This window comes from Candidatus Flexicrinis affinis, assembly GCA_016716525.1.
Lineage (GTDB): Bacteria > Chloroflexota > Anaerolineae > Aggregatilineales > Phototrophicaceae > Flexicrinis > Flexicrinis affinis.
Genome location: JADJWE010000009.1, coordinates 39,548 through 59,735, shown reverse-complemented (window position 1 = coordinate 59,735; position 20,188 = coordinate 39,548). Strand labels below are relative to the sequence as shown.

The window sequence follows — 20,188 nt, the reverse complement described above, 5'->3', positions numbered from 1 at the left end:
TCGAACAGCTCCTCGCAACTAAGAGAAGACGTGGGTGCACTTTGCAGGATGCAGCAAATTCGCAGTTGTCAGGAGTTGCAGCAATGGGTGATCGTGTTCGCGGTACGGTGAAGTGGTTCAACGGTGAAAAGGGCTATGGATTCATCGCCCAGCCCAACGGTCAGGACCTCTTCGTTCACTACTCGGAAATTCAGTCGCGCGGTTACCGCACCCTGAACGAGGGGGACGAGGTCGAGTTTGAGGTGACCGATGGAAAGAAGGGCAAGCAGGCTAGCGCCGTGACGGTCGTCCAGAAGTAATTCTGGTCCGCTCCATCAGAACACAAACCGCCCGCGGATGTCCTCCACGGGCGGTTTCGATTCCTGCGTCGGGGCGCTGCCCCAAACCCCGGCAGGAGTTTGCACTCCTGCACCTCGCTTCTCGTGGATATGAGACGCGTGTGTCCCATATCCGTAGATACGGGAGTCCAGAGGGCGAAAGCCCTGTGGACAAGGCGTCCTACTCCCCCGCCAGCCCCGCCACCAGCGTGCGGAAGGCTTCGCCGCGCACTTCGAAATTGAGATAGGCGTCGTAACTCGTCATGCCCGGGCTGAGCAGCACGACGTCGCCGGCTTGCGCCACGCGTGCCGCCGCCGCCACCGCCTCGTCCAGCGTGCCGACGCGCGACATGATCCCCGTGTCGCCGCTCACCTGCTCCATCGCCTGCAGCGGGATGTCGCCGTCGCGCCCGAAGCACACGATATGCCGGCACTTGCGCATGGTCACGGCCATCAACTCGGTCCACGGCAGTTTCTTGTCCGCGCCGCCCAACAGCAGCACGATGGGTTCGGTGTAGCTGTCGAGCGCCGCCAGCACCCGTTCCGGCGCGGTGGCAATCGAGTCGTTCACCCACGTCACGCCGTTGACGACGCGCACGGTCTCAAGCCGGTGCGGCACGCCCTTGAACGCCTTGATCGTCGCCGCCAGCGGCTCGGCAGCGACGCCCGCCGCCCCGGCAATCGCGCAGGCGGCCAATACGTTCGAGACGTTGTGCGTCCCGCGTAGGGGGATGTCGGACACGTCGCACACGTACTGCGGGTCGCCAGTGGTGCTGCTGCGCCCGCTGACGAACAGCCGTTCGCCGGCCAGGAACGCCCCGTCGGAGACGATCTCGCGGCGCGTGAACCAGCACACGTCGCCGGACGCGAGGCCCTCCATTACCATGCTGCCCATGTCGTCCTTGTTCAGCACCGCGACGCCTTCGCTGTTCTGATGCGCGATGATCTGCGACTTGGCGTTCATGTACGCTTCCATCGTGCCGTGCCGGTCGAGGTGGTTGGGCGTGACGTTCAGGATCGCGCCGATGGCCGGGCTGGAGTGCATCAGCTCGAGCTGGAAGCTGCTCAGTTCCATCACGACGCGGTCTTTGGGCTGGATGTAGTTGAGCACGTCGAGCAGCACGCTGCCGATGTTGCCGCCGATCCATGTCTGGAATCCGCCGGCCTTTATCATTTGGCCGACCAGTGTGGTGGTGGTGGTCTTGCCGGCGCTGCCGGTGATGCCGATCAGCGGCGCGGGGCAGCGGTCCACGAACAACTGCGCGTCGTTGGTCACGGGGATTTCGCGCGCTGCGGCGTCCACGATCAGTGGGATCGTCAGCGGCACGCCGCCGGATACGCACACCAGATCGGCACGGTCAAGCAGGTCGGGCGGGTTCTCGCCCAGCACGAAACGCACGCCGGGGAAGTCAGCTGGGTCGATGCCCAACTGCTCGGCGCTCTTGCTGTCGGTGACGATCGGGCGCGCGCCGACAGTCGGGAGCCAACGCGCCAGCGCCTGCCCCTGCCGCGCGAACCCCACGATCACCACGCGCCGGCCGTTCAATACGTCGAAGTGTTTGAGCATGGGCGAGATACCCGTTGGCTGGAGTCAGTGTTCAGGATTCAGCAGTCAGTGTATAGAAAACAGGGTCAAGAGAACAGGGATAAGGGCGCTATACTTGGGGATCGGGTACGCTGGCGATCAAGAGGCTTGTACTCGCTCACATGCAACACTACATCTCCACCCCGTATTCGACCGATCAAATCAAGTCGGGCGAGGTGATATGGACCAGGAATCCGTAATGCAACTGGCCTGCGATCAGGATGCCGACGTTCTGTACATCTCCGTCGGTGAGCCGCGCCGTGCCATTTCGCGCGAGATCGGTGACGACGTCCTGCTCCGAATCGACCCGGATTCCGGCGCAATTGTGGGCCTGACGGTGCCAAACCTATCGTCACGCGGCGATCTGGAACGCTTGCCGCTACATATGGACCTGCGCGAATTGAGCTAGCGAGTCCCCTCCGCCGGCAAAATCTCCGGTGTGTCGGTGATGACAACTTCAGGCGGGCTGTCGGGGGGGACCAAACCGCCATACGCAAGTTCAGTTCCATCCGGGCTGTAGGCGACGGCTGATACGATTGCTCCTGATTGAACGATGGTCATTGCGCCCGACGGCCACGTCCATGCGCGCATCGTGCCATCCAGACTCGTCGTGATAACCCGTTGTCCGTCCGACCTCCAATCAATATCTAGAATTACATCGGTATGTCCCACAAGTTCGGTGACTACCGCGCCAGTCTGCGCATTCCACACGAAGACGCGTCCGTCCGCATCGCCACTGGCAATCAGAGTGCCGTCTGGACTCCAAACCGCGTCCTGAACCGATGCCGAGTGGCCGGTGAAAGTTGCCTTCAGCACGCCTTCGAGGTTGCTGGAGTCCCAGACATAGATGGGGCCAAAAGTCGTGCTGCTTGCGACGTGAATTCCGTCCGGACTCCATATGCTGTCGGCCATGCGCTGGCCCTCTGAGAATCGTCCTGAGGGGAGTAGGAAATCCCCAAAGTAGCTCAGGTTTTCCCACGTTGTAGTGTCATAGACAAGCGACCCATATATCGTGGTGATTAGGAGGCTGCCCGTTGACGGGTTCCACGTTCCTGTCTGGAATGCAATGCTTCCCGGGTTTCTGCGAAGGTTTAGCTGACCCGTCTGCATGTCTACCAAATTCACAAACAGGTCAAACACCAATAGGGTTTGTCCCGTGGGATCAATTTCGACGTTGACTATGCTGTGGGAAAAGCTCAAAGCAAATTGCTCGTCACCGCCACGTTCGACTAAAGCAGCCTGAGAAAGACCAGCTTTAATGTCCGCCCACGGCAGCAGAACCTGTCCGGTACCGTAAGCCAGGCGCGATCCGTCCGAATCCCAGTCCAAGGCTGTGATGTACTCTCCGGGAGCAAGAGGTTGCAACTTCGCAGGGAAGTTGCTAAGTGAGAACCCAACCAGCAGAGCAACGATCGAAATCATCCACTTGTGCGAAATCAAGAGCGGCTTCGTCATTACCTGGTCATTCTGCTCGTGGCTGTACATCACGATTTCAGTCTAGCACCTCGCCATCGCTTCAGAATGGACGTCACCACGACGCCTGTTGCACGACAGCACTACTACGAGGTGTAAGGGGATAGGTGGAAGGGGCAGGACCTTACCGTGCCGCAAACCGGCGCTTCCTCATCACTCAGCACTCAACACTCAGCACTTCCTTCTAAAGCAGTGCCAGCGCCACGCCGATGATCGCGCTCAGCAGGCCGACCAGCCAGAAGCGCTGAACGACCTGCGTCTCGCTCCAGCCGCTGCGCTCGAAGTGGTGGTGTAAGGGGGCCATCTTGAACAGCCGCTGCCCGCCCGTCGCCTTGAAGTAGTAGCGCTGCAAGATCACGCTGATCGTCTCCGACACCGGCACGATGGCGATGATCGGCAGCAACAGCCATTGGCCGGTCATGACGGCGACCAGCCCCAGCGACGCGCCGAGCGCCATCGACCCCGTATCGCCCATGAACAACTGCGCCGGGTGCGCGTTGAACCACAGGAACGCGAAGCACGCCCCCACCAGCACGAAGCAGAACTGCGTCACGAACATCTGGCCCTGCAAGTAGGCGATGATGCCGTAGGCGGCGAACGCGCTGGCGCTAATGATCCCGCACAAGCCGTCGAGGCCGTCGGTGAAGTTGACCGAGTTGGCGGTGGCGACAATCGCAAACATCGTGACCGGGATGAAGATCAGCGGCGACAGGCCAAGTGTGATCCCAAGCAGCGGGATCGTCACGGTGTTGGCGCCGGCGAACCCGCCGTCGTACAGCGAAATGACCACCGCCGCCGCGCCGGAAAGCACAATCTGGCCGATTAGCTTGACCCGTTCGGACATCCCTTGACCCATCTGCCCGCGGCTGAGGCGGATTCCGCTGAAATCGTCCAGCCAGCCCAGCACCGCAAAGCCGACCATGACCGCCAGCAGCACGAGGGTCGAACCGCCGGGGCCGCCGCGCAGGATGCTTGCCGCGTTCAGCGCCAGCACGACCAGCAGCGTCGGCACGACGATCATCAAGCCGCCGGTCGTCGGCGTGCCCTGCTTGGTCGCGTGTTGGGTGACCTCCGGCAGGATGTTCTTGCCCATCCGCAGCCGGCGCAGAATCTCAACGAATGGCCCGCCCCAGATCACGCCGAGCAGGAAGGTCAGGCCGGCGGCGGTCAGCGTTAACGGAAGCGATGTCGCACCCATGTAGATCCCTTATGCGTCGAGAATTTGGAGGACGGCCTGCTGTGGGTCGATCTTGCGCGCGATCACGGCGTCGACTAGCGCGTCGAAGTGGGCGGGCGGCAAAGCGGCGAGCGCGCGCTCGAATACGGCTTGCCTGAGCCGGTCGTACAGCTCGATCTGAATCCGTTCGCGGGCTTGGCTGGCGCCGTGGTCGCTGCGGTTGAGGAATGTGCGGTGCCGTGCGATCTCTTCGATCAGCGCGGCGATGCCGTCGTCTTCGGTGCCGGCCTCGCGGCTCGCCACGGTGCGCAGCACTTTCGGCAGCCACAAGAACGGGTCGTGCTCCACGACCTCCGGCCCGCCGGGTGTCTCGACCTGCATCACACGGCCGTGGTGCATCGCCGTGACGCGCGTCGGATGCCCCAGCTCGAGCATCGCACGCAAGGCGCGCACGGTGTTGTCCGCGCCGGGGCGGTCAGCCTTGTTGACGACCAGAATATCGGCGATCTCGAGAATACCGGCCTTGATCGCTTGCACGTCGTCGCCGAGGCCGGGCGCTTCCACGACAATCGTCGTATGCGCCGTGCGCACGATCTCGACCTCGCTCTGTCCGGCCCCAACCGTCTCGACCATCACGTAGTCGAAACCGGCAGCATCCAGCGCGCGCACGGCATCGCGGGTCGTGCGCGCCAATCCGCCTAGACTGCCGCGCGTCGCCATGCTGCGGATGAACACGCCGGGGTCGCCGGACAGGTCGCGCATGCGGATGCGGTCGCCGAGGATCGCGCCGCCGGTGAAGGGACTGGTCGGATCGACGGCCACGATGGCGACGGTCTTGCCGGCCTTGCGATATGCCAGCGCCATGGTGTTCACCAGCGACGATTTGCCGGTGCCGGGCGCGCCGGTAACGCCGATCACCCACGCGCGACCCGTATGCGGAAACAGATCCGACAGCAGACTCTCGCTTTCCGGCGATTGGTTTTCGATATAAGTCAGGGCACGGGCGAGCGCGCGCCGGCTTCCGCCGACCACGCTTTCGGCTAATGGATTCATTGGGGCGACCGCTCGCCCCGCTGGCCCACGATGGCGTGAATCGCCTTGACGATTTCCTCGGTGGGCGTGCCAGGGCCAAATATCCCCTTCACCCCGACCCGCTGCATCGCGTCATAGTCGCTCTGCGGGATGATTCCACCGAGGATCAGCGGGACGTCGGCCAGCTCGTAACGGTCGAGCGTCTCGCGAATCCGCGGCACCAGCGTCAGGTGCGCGCCGCTCAACAGGCTTAGGCCGACCACATCGACGTCTTCTTGCAGCGCCGCCTCGGCAATCATCTCGGGCGTTTGGCGCAGGCCGGTATAGATCACCTCGAACCCGGCGTCACGCAAGGCCCGCGCGATCACTTTTGCGCCGCGGTCGTGCCCATCCAGGCCCGGCTTGGCGATCAATATACGAATGGACTTCTTTTCCGACATGCTAGAATCCACGGGTGGCGAACGTGGGTTTATTCTACCACGCGCCGCCGCGCAGACATCACAACCGATTTTGTTGGGGCGCTGCTCCAAACCCCGCCGGAAGGCTTTCGCCCTCTGGACTCCCTTACCCGCGAAATCAGCACGCTAGGGTGCCGATTTCGCAGTCATGGGGTCAAGGGGTGCAAACCCCTTGTGGAGGCGACGCCTCTACAAGCTAGGGATAGGTGTACAACGCCAGCAGATTGCCTTCGGTATCGAGGAAGCTGACGTAGCTGCCGGCCTCGCCCATCGACGTCTTGCCGGACACCATCGTGCCGCCTGCTGCGGCAACGCGCGCCACGGTACCGTCGAAGTCGTCGGACGCGCCGATGTATGCCCACGGCCCGCGCTGGTTGCTCGGCTCGAAGCCGGGCGTCTGCGTCAGAGACACGCCGGGAATGCCGCCCTCGCTGGTGTTGCGCAGGGTCGCCGTCTTGCGGGTGCCGTCGGCTACGATCTGCACATCGCTCAGGCCGAACGCGGCCGCGTAGAACGTGACGGCGCGCTCGATGTCATGGACCGGAATCTCAAACCACACGATTTGAAGCATTGTTCCCTCCCGCCCCTCAAATACAGAACACATGTACTACCATAGCAGTGTATGGCGAACGCGCCAGCGCGTCAATCGAACGCCGTATTGGATTGCGGTTGGCGTATAATTGACCGCGCTTAGCTGCCAGACGGAGCCTATGAACCGATGCCGAACGATCATCTCTATACGCCGTGGCGACTCGCGTACATCTCTGCGCTCGGACCGGTCGAGACGACTGGCGAGTGCGTATTTTGCGGCAAGCACCACGGCACGGCAGAGAGCGACGCAGCCAACCTCATCGTCGGGCGCAGCACCCACGTCTACGCCATGATGAACCTCTATCCGTACAGCAGCGGGCACCTGATGGTTATCCCGTACAACCACATCGACACGCAGGAAAATCTGCCCGACGCGGTGCTGCTCGACATCATGCAAACGGTCAACAAGGCGGTCGGCGTGCTGCGCGCGGTGTACAAGCCGCACGGCTTCAACCTCGGCGTGAACCTCGGCAATGCGGCCGGCGCGGGAATCGCGGGTCACTACCACTTCCACGTCGTGCCGCGCTGGTTCGGCGACGCCAACTTCATGACGACGGTCGGTGACACACGCGTCATCCCCGAATCGCACGAACAGGCGCAGTCCAAGTTGTCCGCCGCATGGGCGGCGCTGTAACGGCAGTCTACGGCGCGCACCGTTTGATTCGCGTGCGTCTTGCGCTACGATGGACTCATTCAATCCGGCCAGACTAGAGGATCGAAAACACAGTATGTCCAGCCATTCGCGTGAAAACGATGTCGTCGTCTTGGGGGCGGCGCGCACGCCGCAGGGCAAGTTTCTTGGCGGCCTCAGCGGGCTGAACGCCAGCGAACTTGGCCGTGTCGCGTTTAAGGCCGCCGTCGACCGCAGCGGAGTCAATCCGGCCGATCTGGCCGAAGTCATCGTCGGCAACGTCGTGAGCGCCGGCACCGGCCAAGCCCTGCCGCGCCAGATCAGCCTCGGCGCGGGCCTACCCGACAGTGTCGGTGGGACAACCGTCAACAAGGTGTGCGGCAGCAGCCTTAAGGCGATCATGTTCGCCGCCAACGGCATTAGGGCCGGCGATGGTGACGTCTATCTGGCCGGCGGCGTGGAGTCGATGAGCCGCACACCCTACCTCAACGACTCGATCCGGACCGGCAACAAATACGGCGCAGTGCACCTGCGCGATGCGCTGCAGATCGATGGACTGTGGTGCAGCCTCGTCGATTGGGCGATGGGCAACGCTGCCGAGTTCATCGGCAGGCAGTTGGAAGTGACCCGCGAAGAGATGGACAATTTCGCGCTGCGCAGTCACACGCTCGCCGCGCGCGCGACCGACGAGGGCCGCTTCGCCGCCGAGATGGTGCCGGTGACCATCAACGGCCGCAAAGGGCCGGTGACCATCGACGCCGATGAATCGATCCGGCGCGATACCAGCATCGAGGCGCTCGCAGCGCTCAAACCGGCATTCGAGCCGGATGGCGCGGTGACCGCCGGCAACGCCCCCGGCATGAACGACGGCGCCGCCGCAGTCGTGGTCAGCCGCCGGTCGTATGCCGAGCGCAACGGCCACACGCCGATCGCACGCGTCGTCAGCTATGGACAGGCAGCCGTCGATCCGCACTGGCTGTTCTACGCGCCCGTCAAGGCGATCCCCGTCGCATTGGCACGTGCGGGCTGGTCAGTGGACGATGTCGATCTGTTCGAGATTAATGAGGCATTTGCCGCGCAAGTGTTGGCCGATCTGCGCGGTCTGGAACGCGAAGGGCATCCGGTGCCCATCGAGAAGGTCAATGTTCACGGCGGCGCTATCGCTATCGGTCACCCGTTGGGCGCCAGCGGCGCGCGCGTCCTCATCACGCTGATTCACGCCCTCAAGGCCAACGGCCTCAAGCGCGGCGTCGCGGCCCTGTGCCTCGGCGGCGCCGAAGCCGTCGCCATGTGCGTCGAAGTCGAGTAAAGACGCTTCCAAAGGGCTTGCGCCCTCTGGACTCCCTTATCTGCGCCTTGATGCTGCATGCGGCATCAAGGCGCGAGAAGCGAGGTGCAGGAGTTTGCACTCCTGCCGGGGCTTGGGGCAGCGCCCCAAGAAACACAGCAGGGCGATCCGGTTCGGATCGCCCTGCTGTTGTGTTACGGATGCGTCGCGATTGTCAGCGGCGGATAACGCTGACGTTGTCGATCAGCACGTCGCCGTCGCCGCCCTTATAGGTCAGCTTGACCTGCACGCTCTTGATGCCGTTGTTCAGCGTGATCGGGTCCTCGTCATACGTGATCCACTCGGTCGAGCCGGTTGGGATGTTGATTGTCCGGGTGTCCTTCGTGCCGTTATTGTACTTGACCTGCAGCTTGATCTGCGCCTGTGCCAGCGCCAGACCGGGCTGCGCGACGGCGCGGAGGGTCAGCGTGTCGCCGGGGTTGAGGTCGTCGGTCGGCAGTTTCTGCTTGAGCTGCGCGCTTAGACCGGATTCACCGACGAACTTGAATGCACAGGCACCCTGATACTGCGGATTCTGACCGTCGGACGCGCACGTCGATGCACTTGTCTTCAATCCACCCGTCGTCCAGTCTTTCGGGATGCTCGCACCGTTGTTGTCCTCGAACGTCCCGTTGACGACGAGTTCGTCGCCGTTCAGGTCGTCCACCGTAAAGTTGGTTGGCGCGTTGAAACCCTGCTCCGCAGTGGATGCGGTGACGGTCCACGAGTAGTTACCATCGCCTAGCGGACCGGGAAGCTGCAGCACGCACAGACCGAATCCGCAAGTCAGATCGTCGCCGTCCGCGATGGCGGTGAATGCATTGTCGATGACTGTTGTCGGACCACCCAGCTCAGTCAACTCGACCTCATACGACGTCGCAAGCGCCGCCGGCTCCCACGTCAGTGTGGTGATGTAGCTCGGGTCGGCGACTTCCGTGTCGTCGTCCGTGGGCGACATGTGACGGAACGAGATGCGCTCGTCCAGCGACAAGCTGGCATTGTCCACGATGAACTTGCCGCTGGTCGCCTTGATTTGAATCTTGACGACGTACTTCGTCACCGGATAGCGCAGCACGATCGTGCCAGCAATCGGATCGTCCGGGAACGCGCCGCTGCCGCCCGGGTTGATGCTGAGCGTCAACTTGTCTTTGTCACCGTTGATGTACTTGGCTTTTGCCTTCATCGTGCCGCCGCCGCTGCCGAGGTTGTCCCGCGCCACAAATGCGCTGAACGTCACGATGTCGCCGGTGCGGCCGAACGGATCCGGCTTCTGCTTGATTGACGCCGACGTGCTGTTGCCGGTAAAGCGGAACGCGCACGAATTACCGATGCCGATACCGCACTTGCGCTGATCCTTTGTGCCTTCCTTGAGCGACCAGTCCGCCGCCAGCTTGCTGGTCGTGCCGGCCAGTTCGAAGTCACCGTTGCTCAACAGCTCTTTCCCGATCACGACGGTGAAGTCGAGTGGTGCGTTGCTCGCGGTACGTTTCAGACCTTCGTTGTCGGCCCTGACCGTCCAGCGCAGCGTTCCACCCCCGATCAGCGCCTTTTGGCCGCCGGTCGGCTGGAAGATACAATCGGCGGCGCAGGTCAGCCCGTCAGCGTCGCTGGCAGGCGTAAGCCCCGACAAAACCAGCGCATCGACATAGATGTTGTTGACCAGCTTTTCGATGGTCAAGTCGTAAGTCGTCGCGTTGGCGGAAACGCCCCACGTGAACACCAAGCCGTCAAGGCTCGTGATCGCCGCGTCGTCAATCGGCGAGATCTGGCTGAACGGCGACGGCGCCACCACAGCTTTGATCGTGACGAAGTTCGTCACCGAGAAGCCGTAGCGGTCCTTGACTTCATACGAGAACTTGCCCTGTGCCGGCGTTGCGAGCCCGATTAGGTCGAGTTCGAGGATGCCCTGCGCCTGCGAGCTCCACGCCAGTGCGCTCACGAGCGCTGCCTCGTTGTTATTGCCCGGGTCGGCCACCAGCACCGGAAGTGCCGGGTATTCGTAGTCGTAGTCGACCTCGATCTCGGCGGTCGGCTCGACTGTGTTGCCACGCTCGCTGAACACGAAGTTGTCGGAGAAGTCGACGTACGGGCGCAGGCGCACCTTGTTGAACGCCGGGCCTTCTTGAATCGCCACCGGCACCGTGTTGGTATCGCCGGCGGGCGACCCATCACCCAAGACCGTCGCGATGATGGCATCGTCGGCCGGGTTGATGGTGTAGGTAATGGTGGTTGTTGCCGTGCCGCCGTTGCCGTCGGTGATGCGCAGTTCGACCGACATTCCGCCCGGATCAAAGCTGGGATTGGTGGTATCGGTATGGAAGTCCCGCGGCGGGCAGTATGCGACCGTCATTGTGTTGAGGTTGATCGACTCGACGGCGAGGCCCTGCACCGACTCCGAACCGAAACGGCTGTCGCAGTGCGTGCCAAAGTAGCCGGGCAGGTCGAGCACCTCGGCCGTATACGGCGGGAAACCGCCTTCGATATACGCCGGGTCGATGATGTCGAACTCAATGACACCGGAGTCTTCGCTTACGGTCAGGTCGATCGGGTCTTGCAGGAAAAACGCGGTGTACTCGTACCCGCCAATGTCGATCAAGACCGACGGGTCCGTGTCGCCATCGACGCGGCGGCTGACACCGCGCGCGTCGCGCCCCGCGGCAAAGGTCGGCAGGTTCACGACGACGTACGCATCCAAGCCATCGTCCACGCCGTCGATACCGCCGACGAGGTTGTTGAGCGCGTAAAAGCCCGGTACGGTCGGGTCGGCCCCGCCGATCAGATACTTGTCGCCGACGTCGGGGTACGGGTCGAGGTTGCCGATGTTGTTGAACGCCGGATTGTTGGCGGAGGTGCCGCAGTTGCCCACCGAACCGCTGTCCCAGTACCAGTTATGCTTGAACCCCTCATCCTCCACGAGGCTAAACGACCAGCATCCACCGCCCGAGCCGAACTGCCCGTCAAACTCACGCACGATCTGATCGGCGTTGTTGTCGAGCAGTAGATTGTTGTAGATATCCCAGAGGGCGCCCTCACCAGTAATCGGATTGTACGGTTGTAGACTGCCGCTGTACGTCGCAACGCCATTGAGTGGGGTGTCATCGCCACGCCCCATTAGCGAATTGAACGGGGGCTGCTGCTGGAAATTCGTGAGAGCAATGGTGTTGTTTATGACCATGATCCTCGGCTGATGAAAACCGTGAATCATTGGCCCGGACGTGAAACCCAGATCGTCGGTGCGCACCGTCGTATTGACAATGACGTTGCCAAGGATGCGCAGTTCCTCCGATGACACTTTGTCAACCGTAACACTCTGAATGAGCGATTCGACTTCGTTCGACCTGAACACGTTGTTGACGACATCCGTAAAACCATCTACCGCCCGGATCATCCCCGCCCATGTGAGTGTGACGAGGTTGTTCGGTTCGGGTTCCGGCACCTCGATATTCCAACCGCCTTCGGTCACACGGTTGTCCTCGAACGAATTGTCGGAGATCGTCATGCGGTTGCCGGATGTACCGGAGTTGAAGAAGGCGATCAGGCCAGCGCCCGCGCGCCCACGGTTGTCCACGAACACGTTCTCCGTCACGGCGCCGCCGTCGGCGTCGGCGAAGAACTCGATTAAGGTTCGGTTCGAGTCGAAGTTCGCGACGGTCGAGCGCGTCAACGTGAAGTTGTCCACCGAGTCGACCGCCAGAATCTGCGGCTGGCCGAACACGCTGTCGTTGAACGCCGTGCCTGCCTGGAACGTGAACCCGCCGACGGTCGTGTTTGCGCCTTCCTGCGCGAAAATTCCCGCGGCGGGCCAGTACACGGCCGGGAGCCCCCAATACTTGTTGTGCACTACCACGTTGCTCGGCTGTGTCGTCGCCAACGAGACGCCGGAATAGCCGAAGATACTCACGCCGTTGTTGAGGTTGTCGAAATACCACGGCGACACATACTCGCCCGGCAGCACGATGACGCATCGCCCGGCGCCCGGGCTGACCGCCATCAGGTTGGCGGCGAACATCACGCTTTGATACGGGAAGTCCAACGTGCCGTCCATGACCGGAGCGCCGGCATTGCGCGGCCCGACATACACCGTGCCGTTGACGCAAGCGCCGGGCGGCAGGTTGTTCGCCGGCGCAAACGAATCAGGGTTCAGGGACTTGTCATAGTCGTAGGTCGGCAAGCCCAACGACGGCAGGCCTGCACCGTAGGTCAGGTCGTAGCCTCCTGCGTTGAACGCCAGCGGCAGGTCGATGCTGTGCGTGCGCAAGTAGTGCATGAGGTTCTGCGGCGCGGCGTTGCCGGAAAAGCCGTTGACGAGCGCACTGTTGTTCAGCAGCAAGGTTGCCATGCCGGCGACGTACGCCGCGCTGGCCTGCGTGCCTCCGACACCCGCATCGCAGGCCTCCATGGCGAAGATCTCGTTGCCGGACACGGATACGTGCGTCGGCCCGACGACATCCGGCTTGACCTGAAACGCGGTCAGGGTTCCGGCAGGCGGAGCGGAGAAGTTGCCGCCCGCGTCATATACCGGGCCGCGCGCGCTGTAGTCCATCCCCGGAAACTGATTGATGAAATCGACGCATACGGCACCGACCGTGATGACGTCCGGCGAATCGGCCGGCCGGCTGAGCGTGCCGTGGCCGTTGAGCACCGTCGCACCGCTCACGCCGGTGATTTCGCGGTCGAGGCCGCCAGCGACGTTAACCTGCACGGTCACGCTGGTGGCATTGCCGGACGCAAAGCCCGTGATGTTGAGGGTGACACTCGAGCAGAAATCGCCGGTCAGCGAGCAGTTCGACGGTACGATGAACTGGTGCGTCGGCGTAACGCCGCCGGCCCGGGCCGGCTTGTTCTGCGTGCCGCCGCCCGCAGTGTTCAGGTTGACCGCCAGATCGTCCTGAGCGCCGCCGCTCGGGTGCGGATCGTCGGGCCAGTCGTTCCAACTAATGTTGACCTGATCGCCGGGCTTGGCCTTGATCGTGATCGTCGCGCCGCCGCCCGCATAGGTGAGGGTCCGGTACGCTACGTTCGTGTTACCCGCCGCCACGACGACCGGAATTCCGGCTTGGCGGGCGTTGGCGAGCGCCTGATACACGTCACTGCCGCTGGCGCGGCCGAATGTGCCGTCGCCCGGAGAGGTGTTGACGCCAAATTCAGCCCCGATCACGATCAAGTCGTTGTTGTTGTCGGCCTGTGTGATGGCGTTGTAGAGGTCGGTGGCGGTCGTCACCTTGTAAAGGCGAACGCGCGCACCCGGCACGATGTCGCAAAGGATTTGTGCCAGATCAAGCCCGCGCCGAATATCGTTCGGGCCGATGGTGCCGAGCGTCAATTGCACCGCCGGGTAGTTCTTGAGGCACGTCAGCTCGGTGCTGGCCGATGTGCTGGTGCCGAAACCGAAGTCGATCACCGCAATGTCGATGCCGGTGCCGGTCAAACCCGCATCGTGCCACGCCTGCGCGTTGGCGACATCGTAGCTTTCGGCCACAATGACCCCCGTCGGCGAACGCACGATCGACTGGGCCTGTTCTTCGACCCGCCCGACAGCCTGCGGCTGAATCAAGTCGATCTTGTCTTGCGCGGCAAGCATGACGATCTGCACCGCGGTTAGCTTGGCATAGACCCCGGCTCCGTCGATAGCCTGCACGACGCCACCGGCTTCAAGCACCTTGTTGGCGACTCGCGCGCCTCCAATCTCACCGCCCCATACGACGACCTCAAAGCGTCCCTTGCCGTCCTGTGGAAGGAACGCGTTGCGGGCGGCGGCCTCGGCAGCGACCGTATCGCCCATCAGCGCCGGCGTGATCGCTGCAGCAAGCGCCGGGTCGACCTTGCCGGTGTCGAAAGCGTAACGCCCGAGCCCGTCCACGGCCCTCGGCGCCGCCGGTGGCAGGGCGCTGTTAGGGTCGAAACGTCCAAGCCCGTTGTCCGGCGGAACGATGGGCTGCACCGTCGGGATCGGGTCGGTCTGGGTATCGGGGCTTTGCGGCACGGTCAGGCGATCTTGCGCAGACGCGAAGCCCAGTACGCAGACTAAACACAGCGCCAATACGGCGCGGGTCATCGGGGCGAGTGTACGGCTCATTATGACGTCCATCCTCGTCGCAATTTACAGACGGTCACACTCTAGTGTATTCGCTATCCCCGTTATGCAAACGGTAAAGAATCAACTTTCCGACAATTCTTTGTCGCCGTAGAGCAGGCGTAGGATTATCCGGGGCGTCCGGCACTTCAACGAAAACGGGAGGCCGAAGCCTCCCGTAAAGTGCCGGCACGCGGCACTAGCTTTTCTTGTAGCCGATGTGCGTTCCCGGGGGGATAACTTTGTCCGGGAAGGCTTCGAAGTAGCTCGGGTTGAGATCGGTGCCGAGGATGACGCTGTGCCCGACGGTGTAGCCGGGCGGAATATGCGTGTTCTTGCCGACGCACGTGATGCCGAGGTCGCCAACCTCGGCGATCTTGCCGACGCGCGCGCCCTTGCCGACGACCACGATCTTGTCGAGAATGCACCGCTCGACCACCGCACCGGCCTCGACATACGCATCGTTCAGGATGACCGAGTCGCGCACGACCGCACCGGGGCCGACGAACACGCCAGGCGACAGCACCGACCGTTCGACCACCGCCCCTTCGCTAATCGTCGAGCCGTCGGTGATCAGGCTGTCGCGCACCTGCGCGCCGTTGTAGATGCGCACCGGCGGGCGCTCCTCGGAGCGGGTGTGGATGACCCACGTCCGGTCGTTCAAATTGAGCGACGGCGGAGACTCGAGCAAGTCCATGTGCGCTTCCCAGTAGCTGTCGATCGTCCCGACATCGATCCAGTAACCGCCGTACGGATAGGCGAACACGTTCATCCCTTCGCGAATCATCTTCGGGATGATGTTCTTGCCAAAGTCCTTACTGCTGCTCGGATCGTCGTGATCCTCCTTCAATACGCGCTCCAGCACGTCGTAGTTGAAGACGTAGACGCCCATGCTGGCGAGCGTGCCGGGCGGGTTAGCCGGCTTCTCGACAAATTCGGTCACGCGGTTGTCGTCGTCGGTCGCGCAAATGCCGAAGCGCGAGCCTTCATCCAGCGGCACCTGAATGGTCGCCATCGTCAGGTCGGCGCCCTTGCTGCGGTGATACTGGATGAACAGGTCGTAGTCCATCTGATAGATATGATCGCCGCTCAGCAGCAGCACGTGTTCGGGGCGGCCGTTGCGCACGAAGTTAATGTTCTGCGCGACCGCATCGGCCGTTCCGGCATACCAGTCGGTGTCGAAGCGCCCTTTGTACGGCTGCAGGATTTGGACACCGCCGCTAAAACTGCGGTCGAGATCCCATGGCCGGCCGCGTGCAATGTGGTCATTGAGACTGTGCGGACGGTACTGAGTCAGGATCATGACATCGAAGATATTGCTGTTGACGCAGTTGCTCAGCGTGAAGTCGATAATCCGGTACTTGCCGCCGAATGGGACGGCCGGCTTGGCGCGCTTCGCCGTTAATGTGGCTAGCCGGGTACCTTCCCCACCAGCGAGGATAATCGCTTTAACTCTCACAGAGTTCCTCCTTTAATCCATCAACAGGTACATAAACAGGGCGCGATGCGCTCGGGTCCAGGCAAACAATGTCCGTCGAACGGGGAATCAGCGATGGCGCTCCTTCGACTCGGCATACAGGTCGGCGTACTGCCGCGCGCTGATGTCCCAACTGAAGTCGATCTGCATTGCGCGTTGAACCATGCGGTTCCACGCCTCGCGCCGCTGTTGAAATGTCTCTAACGCCCACCTGAACGTATTGTACAGCGCGTACGGCTGCTGCCACAAAAACGTGAAGCCGGTGCCGTAATCCGCCATCAGGTTGTCGTAGTTCTGGACGGTGTCCGCAAGGCCGCCTGTTTCGCGCACCAGTGGCAGCGCGCCATAACGCATCGCCAGCATTTGCGATGTGCCGCACGGCTCGAAATTCGACGGCATCAAGAACAGGTCGCATCCAGCGTAAATCTGATGCGCCAGCTCCTCGGAATATCCGTTCATGTATGCGCACTTGCTTCCAAACATCTGCGACAGGCGCTGGAACCCGTATTCGTAGGCATCTTCACCGCTTCCCAGCGCGATCAACTGCACGTCGTGGGAGTGCAGCGCACCCTCCATCGCCGGCAGCAGCAGATCGAATCCCTTTTGCTGAGTCAAGCGGCTGACGACGCCCATCACCATGACGTCATCGCGTTCGGGCAGGCCGGCGCGGCGCTGTAAGGCCGCTTTGTTAGCGGGCCGGTACTCCTCCCACGTGTCGGCGTCGAAGTGCTGCGCGATCATCGGGTCGGCCGCCGGGTTCCAATAGTCCATGTCGATCCCGTTGAGGATGCCGCGCAGATCAGGTAGGCGCGCGCGCACCAGCCCCTGCAATCCATATCCGTTTGGCTCGTGTTGAATCTCGATGGCGTAGCGTGGGCTAACGGTCGTCACAAAGTCGGCGTAGTTGATTCCAAGGGCAAGCAGATTGTTGTCCTTTCCGCCGGACCACAAGCGTGGATCCATACGGGGCGGCACGCCGGCCTCGTACAGGAACGGACCTGACCAGTCGCCCTGATACACCATGTTGTGGATGGTCATCAACGAACCGACGTTGCGCCATTCCTTCTGCCAGCGGCTGACTTCTAACAGGAACGGGACCAGTCCGGTATGCCAGTCGTGCGCGTGCAGCACGTCCGCCGCGAAGTCTTCGCGCACGCCGAGTTGATATCCGACCGCCTGAACGAGTTGGCTGAAGAAGATGAAGCGCGGATAGTCGGCGCTGATGTCCTGATAGACCGAGGCTTCTTGCCCGATAAATGGCCACGCTTGCACAAAGTAGATCGGCACGCCTTGATGTTCGGTGCCGTACACGTGCACGTCCGTCTCGCCACGCTTATGCTGAAATGGAAAATTGAACAGGTGGCGGATGTTGTACTTCGCGTGCTGGATCACCCCGGCGCCGGGCAGCAGCACACGCGCGTCGACCCCCAACTTGCGCAGCGCCGCCGGCAGCGAGCCGACGACATCTGCCATGCCGCCCACTTTGGCGAACGGCGCCGCCTCGACACTCGCAAATAGTACGTTCACGGGCGTTCCCCCTACGGCGCGACTTTCGCTAAGATACGGTCGATTGTAGCGCGCCGCATCGTCTATAATCAAAGATCACAGACAAGCACGTCACGGAGGTGACGGGATGGCCCTCAATATCCCCGCACTGACCTCGGCCGAGGAGTTCGAGCGCGTTGCCGAACAACCGGAAAACGCCGACAAGATTCTCGAACTCATCGCTGGAGAGGTGGTCGAAGTGCCGTCGAATATCGTTGCATCTATCATTTCGTCGCGCATCAACCGCCGGATCGGTGAGTGGGTCGAGACCCATGATCTGGGCTTCGTGACCGGCGAGGCGGGCGGCTACCGCGTCGAGGGCGACCGCTACGCGCCCGATGTCGCGTTCATCCGCAAAGACCGGCAGATCGCCACGCGCGGCTACAACCCCGACGCTCCGGACCTCGCCGTCGAAGTGGATTACCCGTCGGATTTCGACTCGCAGCGTCGCTTGCGTTACAAGGTCACGACCTATATGGCCGCGGGGACGGTATGCTGGCTGGTCTTCCCGGAGACTCGCACGGTCGAGGTCTACGTGCCGGGCCAAGCCCACAAGACACTCACTGAGGCGGACACCCTCGATGGCGCGCCGGTGCTGCCCGGGTTCAAACTCGCGGTCAAAGACATCTTCCCGCCGCTGCCGGAGGTCCCACAGCAATCCTCGCAGTAGCGTTCAACTGCGATCGAGCATTCGCGCTATACTGAGACAAGTCGTCGGTGGCGTCTCTGCGCATCGTCGTCAACCCACGCGATCACCCAGTTTCAGGTGCTAACTAGACCGCTCAGGAGGTCGTATGCGACTCGTCCTCGTCGGCATCGCAATTGCCCTGCTCACTGTGATGTCCGCTCTCGCTCAGCCGGCCGACCAATGCGTTTCGCTGGTCCAACGCGCGCTCAGCCAGACCGACTCCGCCTGCGAGGGCTTGGGTCGCAACCAAGCGTGTTATGGCAACCGGCTCATCGACGTTTCGCTCAAGTCTGAAAGCGCGGATGCCCCGTTCAACGGTCCCGGCGACGTCCTCGCCCTGTTCGACATCGACGCGCTGAACCTCAGCCCGATGATCACGCCGGACGAGTGGGGGATCGCCGTGCTGTCCCTACAAGCGAACCTCCCCGGCTCGCTGCCCGGCCAGAACGTTACGATGGTGTTGATCGGCGATGTGGTGGTGCAAAATCGCGGCGCGGACACGGCGCTGCCCGACGTATCAATCTCAGCACAAAACAACGTCAACGTTCGAAGCGGCCCCAGCACCGGCAACGCCGTCATCACCACATTGACTCCGGGAGAGTCGTACGTCGCGCTCGGTCGTAGCGCCGCCGGCGATTGGGTGCTGGTCCGCATCAACGACGAGACGACCGGATGGGTCGCCCTGTCCGTCACGCAAGCCGAAGGCGACCCGGCCGAGCTTCCCGAACTCGACCCGACCGCGACGGTCGGCGGGTCAACCTTCGGTCCGATGCAGGCGATCACGCTGCGCACCGGCATTGGCCGCCCGCAGTGCGCCGAAGCCCCGCCAGATGGCGTTCTGATCCAGACCCCGCAAGGTGTAGGGCGCGTCAACCTGCTCATCAACGAAGTGCGTGTCGAACTCGGGTCGACCGCATTCTTGACCGCCCATTGGGGCAATGTGATGACACTCTCGACACTGGAGGGTACCGCCCGTGTCGGCGTCGGCGATCGAACCGTCAACGTGCCTGCCGGCGCACAGGTCGATATCCCGCTCAACGCCGAAGGCCTGCCGAGCGGCGATCCGACCGTTGCCGGCTACGACGCGGCCGATTTCGCCGCGTTGGCGCCCCTCCTCGATGACGTCGTGCCTGAGTCGGTCGGTGTTGCAGTCGGTTTGACCGAAGCCGACCTGCTTGGCAGCATTGTCGACCGTGACGGTCAACAGTTGTGTGTGCTGGGAGGTACCGTTATCGAGCACACGTTCCCACCAGACGAGGACCCCAATGACAGGAGTTACGTCACAGGTATGACCGTTGGCGGCGTTTTCGAGGTGCGCGGTGGAACGACGGCGACCTTTACCGCGGGTGGTGAGAGCCGACTCACTCACAGCTACTCCGACTACATTCGCGTGTCGCAGTATCTGTCGGAAGACTTCGCGAATGAGACCCCAATACGTCTGGCACAGTCCGGCGCGTCCCAGAGCCTGACCTTCACGTTTCAGGAAGACGGGCTGTACTTCGTTAACCTCGCAGGCACACATGACGATACGGTGACGCTCACGATCGTATGCGGCGAGTAACACGGGGAGATCGTGTACAATGGCGGTCTAGCGAGTTGAAGGCTGCCCCATGACCGATATCCTCTTCGGCCAGTCGTACTACCTGATCTTCGACCCCAAGCTGCACAAGGCGATGCAGCCCTATCCGCCGCTCGGAACGCTGTACGCCGCGGCCGTCGTCCGCAATGCGGGCTATGACGTCGCGCTGTTCGACGCCATGCTCGCCAGCGGTCCGGCCGAGTGGATCGACGCCCTCGACAAGCGTCGGCCGCGG

Annotated in this window: 15 protein-coding genes; 6 read left to right on the top strand and 9 right to left on the bottom strand. The window is 62.4% G+C overall.

Going from position 1 to position 20,188, the window contains the following annotated elements; all coding sequences use genetic code 11:
* Positions 1-83 precede the first annotated feature (83 nt).
* Entirely contained in the window at positions 84-299 is a 216-nt protein-coding gene (locus IPM16_19410) for a cold shock domain-containing protein (protein ID MBK9125271.1), read from the top strand.
* A gap of 199 nt (positions 300-498) precedes the next feature.
* Here IPM16_19410 and murD read toward each other — a convergent pair whose 3' ends face one another.
* Positions 499-1,884, bottom strand: a complete 1,386-nt coding sequence (gene murD, locus IPM16_19405) for a UDP-N-acetylmuramoyl-L-alanine--D-glutamate ligase (GenBank protein MBK9125270.1) — start codon at positions 1,882-1,884, stop codon at positions 499-501.
* Between the two features lie 199 nt (positions 1,885-2,083).
* On the opposite strand from murD, the gene IPM16_19400 reads away from it, so the two are divergent.
* The gene (locus tag IPM16_19400; GenBank protein ID MBK9125269.1) at positions 2,084-2,311 is read left to right on the top strand and encodes a DUF2283 domain-containing protein; all 228 of its coding nucleotides are present in this window, start codon (positions 2,084-2,086) and stop codon (positions 2,309-2,311) included.
* On the opposite strand, the gene IPM16_19395 is transcribed toward IPM16_19400, so the two are convergent.
* The 5 genes from IPM16_19395 to IPM16_19375 form a co-directional block, all read right to left on the bottom strand.
* A complete protein-coding gene (locus IPM16_19395) occupies positions 2,308-3,387 on the bottom strand; it encodes a WD40 repeat domain-containing protein (GenBank protein ID MBK9125268.1) in 1,080 nt (359 codons plus the stop codon). The two genes, IPM16_19400 and IPM16_19395, sit on opposite strands and share 4 nt — an antisense overlap.
* 172 nt (positions 3,388-3,559) lie before the next feature.
* On the bottom strand, positions 3,560-4,573 hold the full coding sequence (locus tag IPM16_19390) for a phospho-N-acetylmuramoyl-pentapeptide-transferase (GenBank protein ID MBK9125267.1): 1,014 nt from the start codon (positions 4,571-4,573) through the stop codon (positions 3,560-3,562).
* Between the two features lie 9 nt (positions 4,574-4,582).
* On the bottom strand, positions 4,583-5,605 hold the full coding sequence (gene meaB, locus IPM16_19385) for a methylmalonyl Co-A mutase-associated GTPase MeaB (GenBank protein ID MBK9125266.1): 1,023 nt from the start codon (positions 5,603-5,605) through the stop codon (positions 4,583-4,585).
* Positions 5,602-6,024, bottom strand: coding sequence for a cobalamin B12-binding domain-containing protein (locus IPM16_19380; protein MBK9125265.1), 423 nt, complete (start codon positions 6,022-6,024; stop codon positions 5,602-5,604). Before IPM16_19380 ends, meaB begins: the two co-directional genes overlap by 4 nt.
* Positions 6,025-6,238: 214 nt before the next feature.
* Positions 6,239-6,613 (bottom strand): VOC family protein, encoded by a 375-nt coding sequence (locus IPM16_19375; GenBank protein ID MBK9125264.1) that lies wholly within the window; start codon positions 6,611-6,613, stop codon positions 6,239-6,241.
* A 147-nt stretch (positions 6,614-6,760) separates the two neighbouring features.
* On the opposite strand from IPM16_19375, the gene IPM16_19370 reads away from it, so the two are divergent.
* Positions 6,761-7,267: an HIT domain-containing protein gene (locus IPM16_19370; protein ID MBK9125263.1), complete on the top strand. Its 507-nt coding sequence runs from the start codon at positions 6,761-6,763 to the stop codon at positions 7,265-7,267.
* Between the two features lie 94 nt (positions 7,268-7,361).
* Positions 7,362-8,573: a thiolase family protein gene (locus tag IPM16_19365; GenBank protein ID MBK9125262.1), complete on the top strand. Its 1,212-nt coding sequence runs from the start codon at positions 7,362-7,364 to the stop codon at positions 8,571-8,573.
* A gap of 193 nt (positions 8,574-8,766) precedes the next feature.
* Here the strand turns inward: IPM16_19365 and IPM16_19360 are convergent, their stop codons facing one another.
* The 3 genes from IPM16_19360 to IPM16_19350 form a co-directional block, all read right to left on the bottom strand.
* Entirely contained in the window at positions 8,767-14,667 is a 5,901-nt protein-coding gene (locus tag IPM16_19360; GenBank protein ID MBK9125261.1) for a hypothetical protein, read from the bottom strand.
* Between the two features lie 196 nt (positions 14,668-14,863).
* Positions 14,864-16,123, bottom strand: coding sequence for a glucose-1-phosphate adenylyltransferase (locus tag IPM16_19355; GenBank protein ID MBK9125260.1), 1,260 nt, complete (start codon positions 16,121-16,123; stop codon positions 14,864-14,866).
* A gap of 87 nt (positions 16,124-16,210) precedes the next feature.
* A complete protein-coding gene (locus IPM16_19350; GenBank protein MBK9125259.1) occupies positions 16,211-17,668 on the bottom strand; it encodes a glycogen synthase in 1,458 nt (485 codons plus the stop codon).
* Between the two features lie 106 nt (positions 17,669-17,774).
* On the opposite strand from IPM16_19350, the gene IPM16_19345 reads away from it, so the two are divergent.
* Positions 17,775-18,356, top strand: coding sequence for a Uma2 family endonuclease (locus IPM16_19345; GenBank protein ID MBK9125258.1), 582 nt, complete (start codon positions 17,775-17,777; stop codon positions 18,354-18,356).
* Between the two features lie 124 nt (positions 18,357-18,480).
* Positions 18,481-19,935, top strand: coding sequence for an SH3 domain-containing protein (locus IPM16_19340; GenBank protein MBK9125257.1), 1,455 nt, complete (start codon positions 18,481-18,483; stop codon positions 19,933-19,935).
* Positions 19,936-20,188 lie beyond the last annotated feature (253 nt).

What these genes read in the sequence shown, in the direction of transcription:
- IPM16_19395 (MBK9125268.1), bottom strand. Translation starts at nt 3,387, where the DNA reads ATGTACAGCCACGAGCAGAATGACCAGGTAATGACGAAGCCGCTCTTG.
- IPM16_19370 (MBK9125263.1), top strand. Translation starts at nt 6,761, where the DNA reads ATGCCGAACGATCATCTCTATACGCCGTGGCGACTCGCGTACATCTCT.
- IPM16_19360 (MBK9125261.1), bottom strand. Translation starts at nt 14,667, where the DNA reads ATGAGCCGTACACTCGCCCCGATGACCCGCGCCGTATTGGCGCTGTGT.
- IPM16_19375 (MBK9125264.1), bottom strand. Translation starts at nt 6,613, where the DNA reads ATGCTTCAAATCGTGTGGTTTGAGATTCCGGTCCATGACATCGAGCGC.
- IPM16_19380 (MBK9125265.1), bottom strand. Translation starts at nt 6,024, where the DNA reads ATGTCGGAAAAGAAGTCCATTCGTATATTGATCGCCAAGCCGGGCCTG.
- murD (MBK9125270.1), bottom strand. Translation starts at nt 1,884, where the DNA reads ATGCTCAAACACTTCGACGTATTGAACGGCCGGCGCGTGGTGATCGTG.
- IPM16_19345 (MBK9125258.1), top strand. Translation starts at nt 17,775, where the DNA reads ATGGCCCTCAATATCCCCGCACTGACCTCGGCCGAGGAGTTCGAGCGC.
- IPM16_19340 (MBK9125257.1), top strand. Translation starts at nt 18,481, where the DNA reads ATGCGACTCGTCCTCGTCGGCATCGCAATTGCCCTGCTCACTGTGATG.
- IPM16_19365 (MBK9125262.1), top strand. Translation starts at nt 7,362, where the DNA reads ATGTCCAGCCATTCGCGTGAAAACGATGTCGTCGTCTTGGGGGCGGCG.
- meaB (MBK9125266.1), bottom strand. Translation starts at nt 5,605, where the DNA reads ATGAATCCATTAGCCGAAAGCGTGGTCGGCGGAAGCCGGCGCGCGCTC.
- IPM16_19390 (MBK9125267.1), bottom strand. Translation starts at nt 4,573, where the DNA reads ATGGGTGCGACATCGCTTCCGTTAACGCTGACCGCCGCCGGCCTGACC.
- IPM16_19400 (MBK9125269.1), top strand. Translation starts at nt 2,084, where the DNA reads ATGGACCAGGAATCCGTAATGCAACTGGCCTGCGATCAGGATGCCGAC.
- IPM16_19410 (MBK9125271.1), top strand. Translation starts at nt 84, where the DNA reads ATGGGTGATCGTGTTCGCGGTACGGTGAAGTGGTTCAACGGTGAAAAG.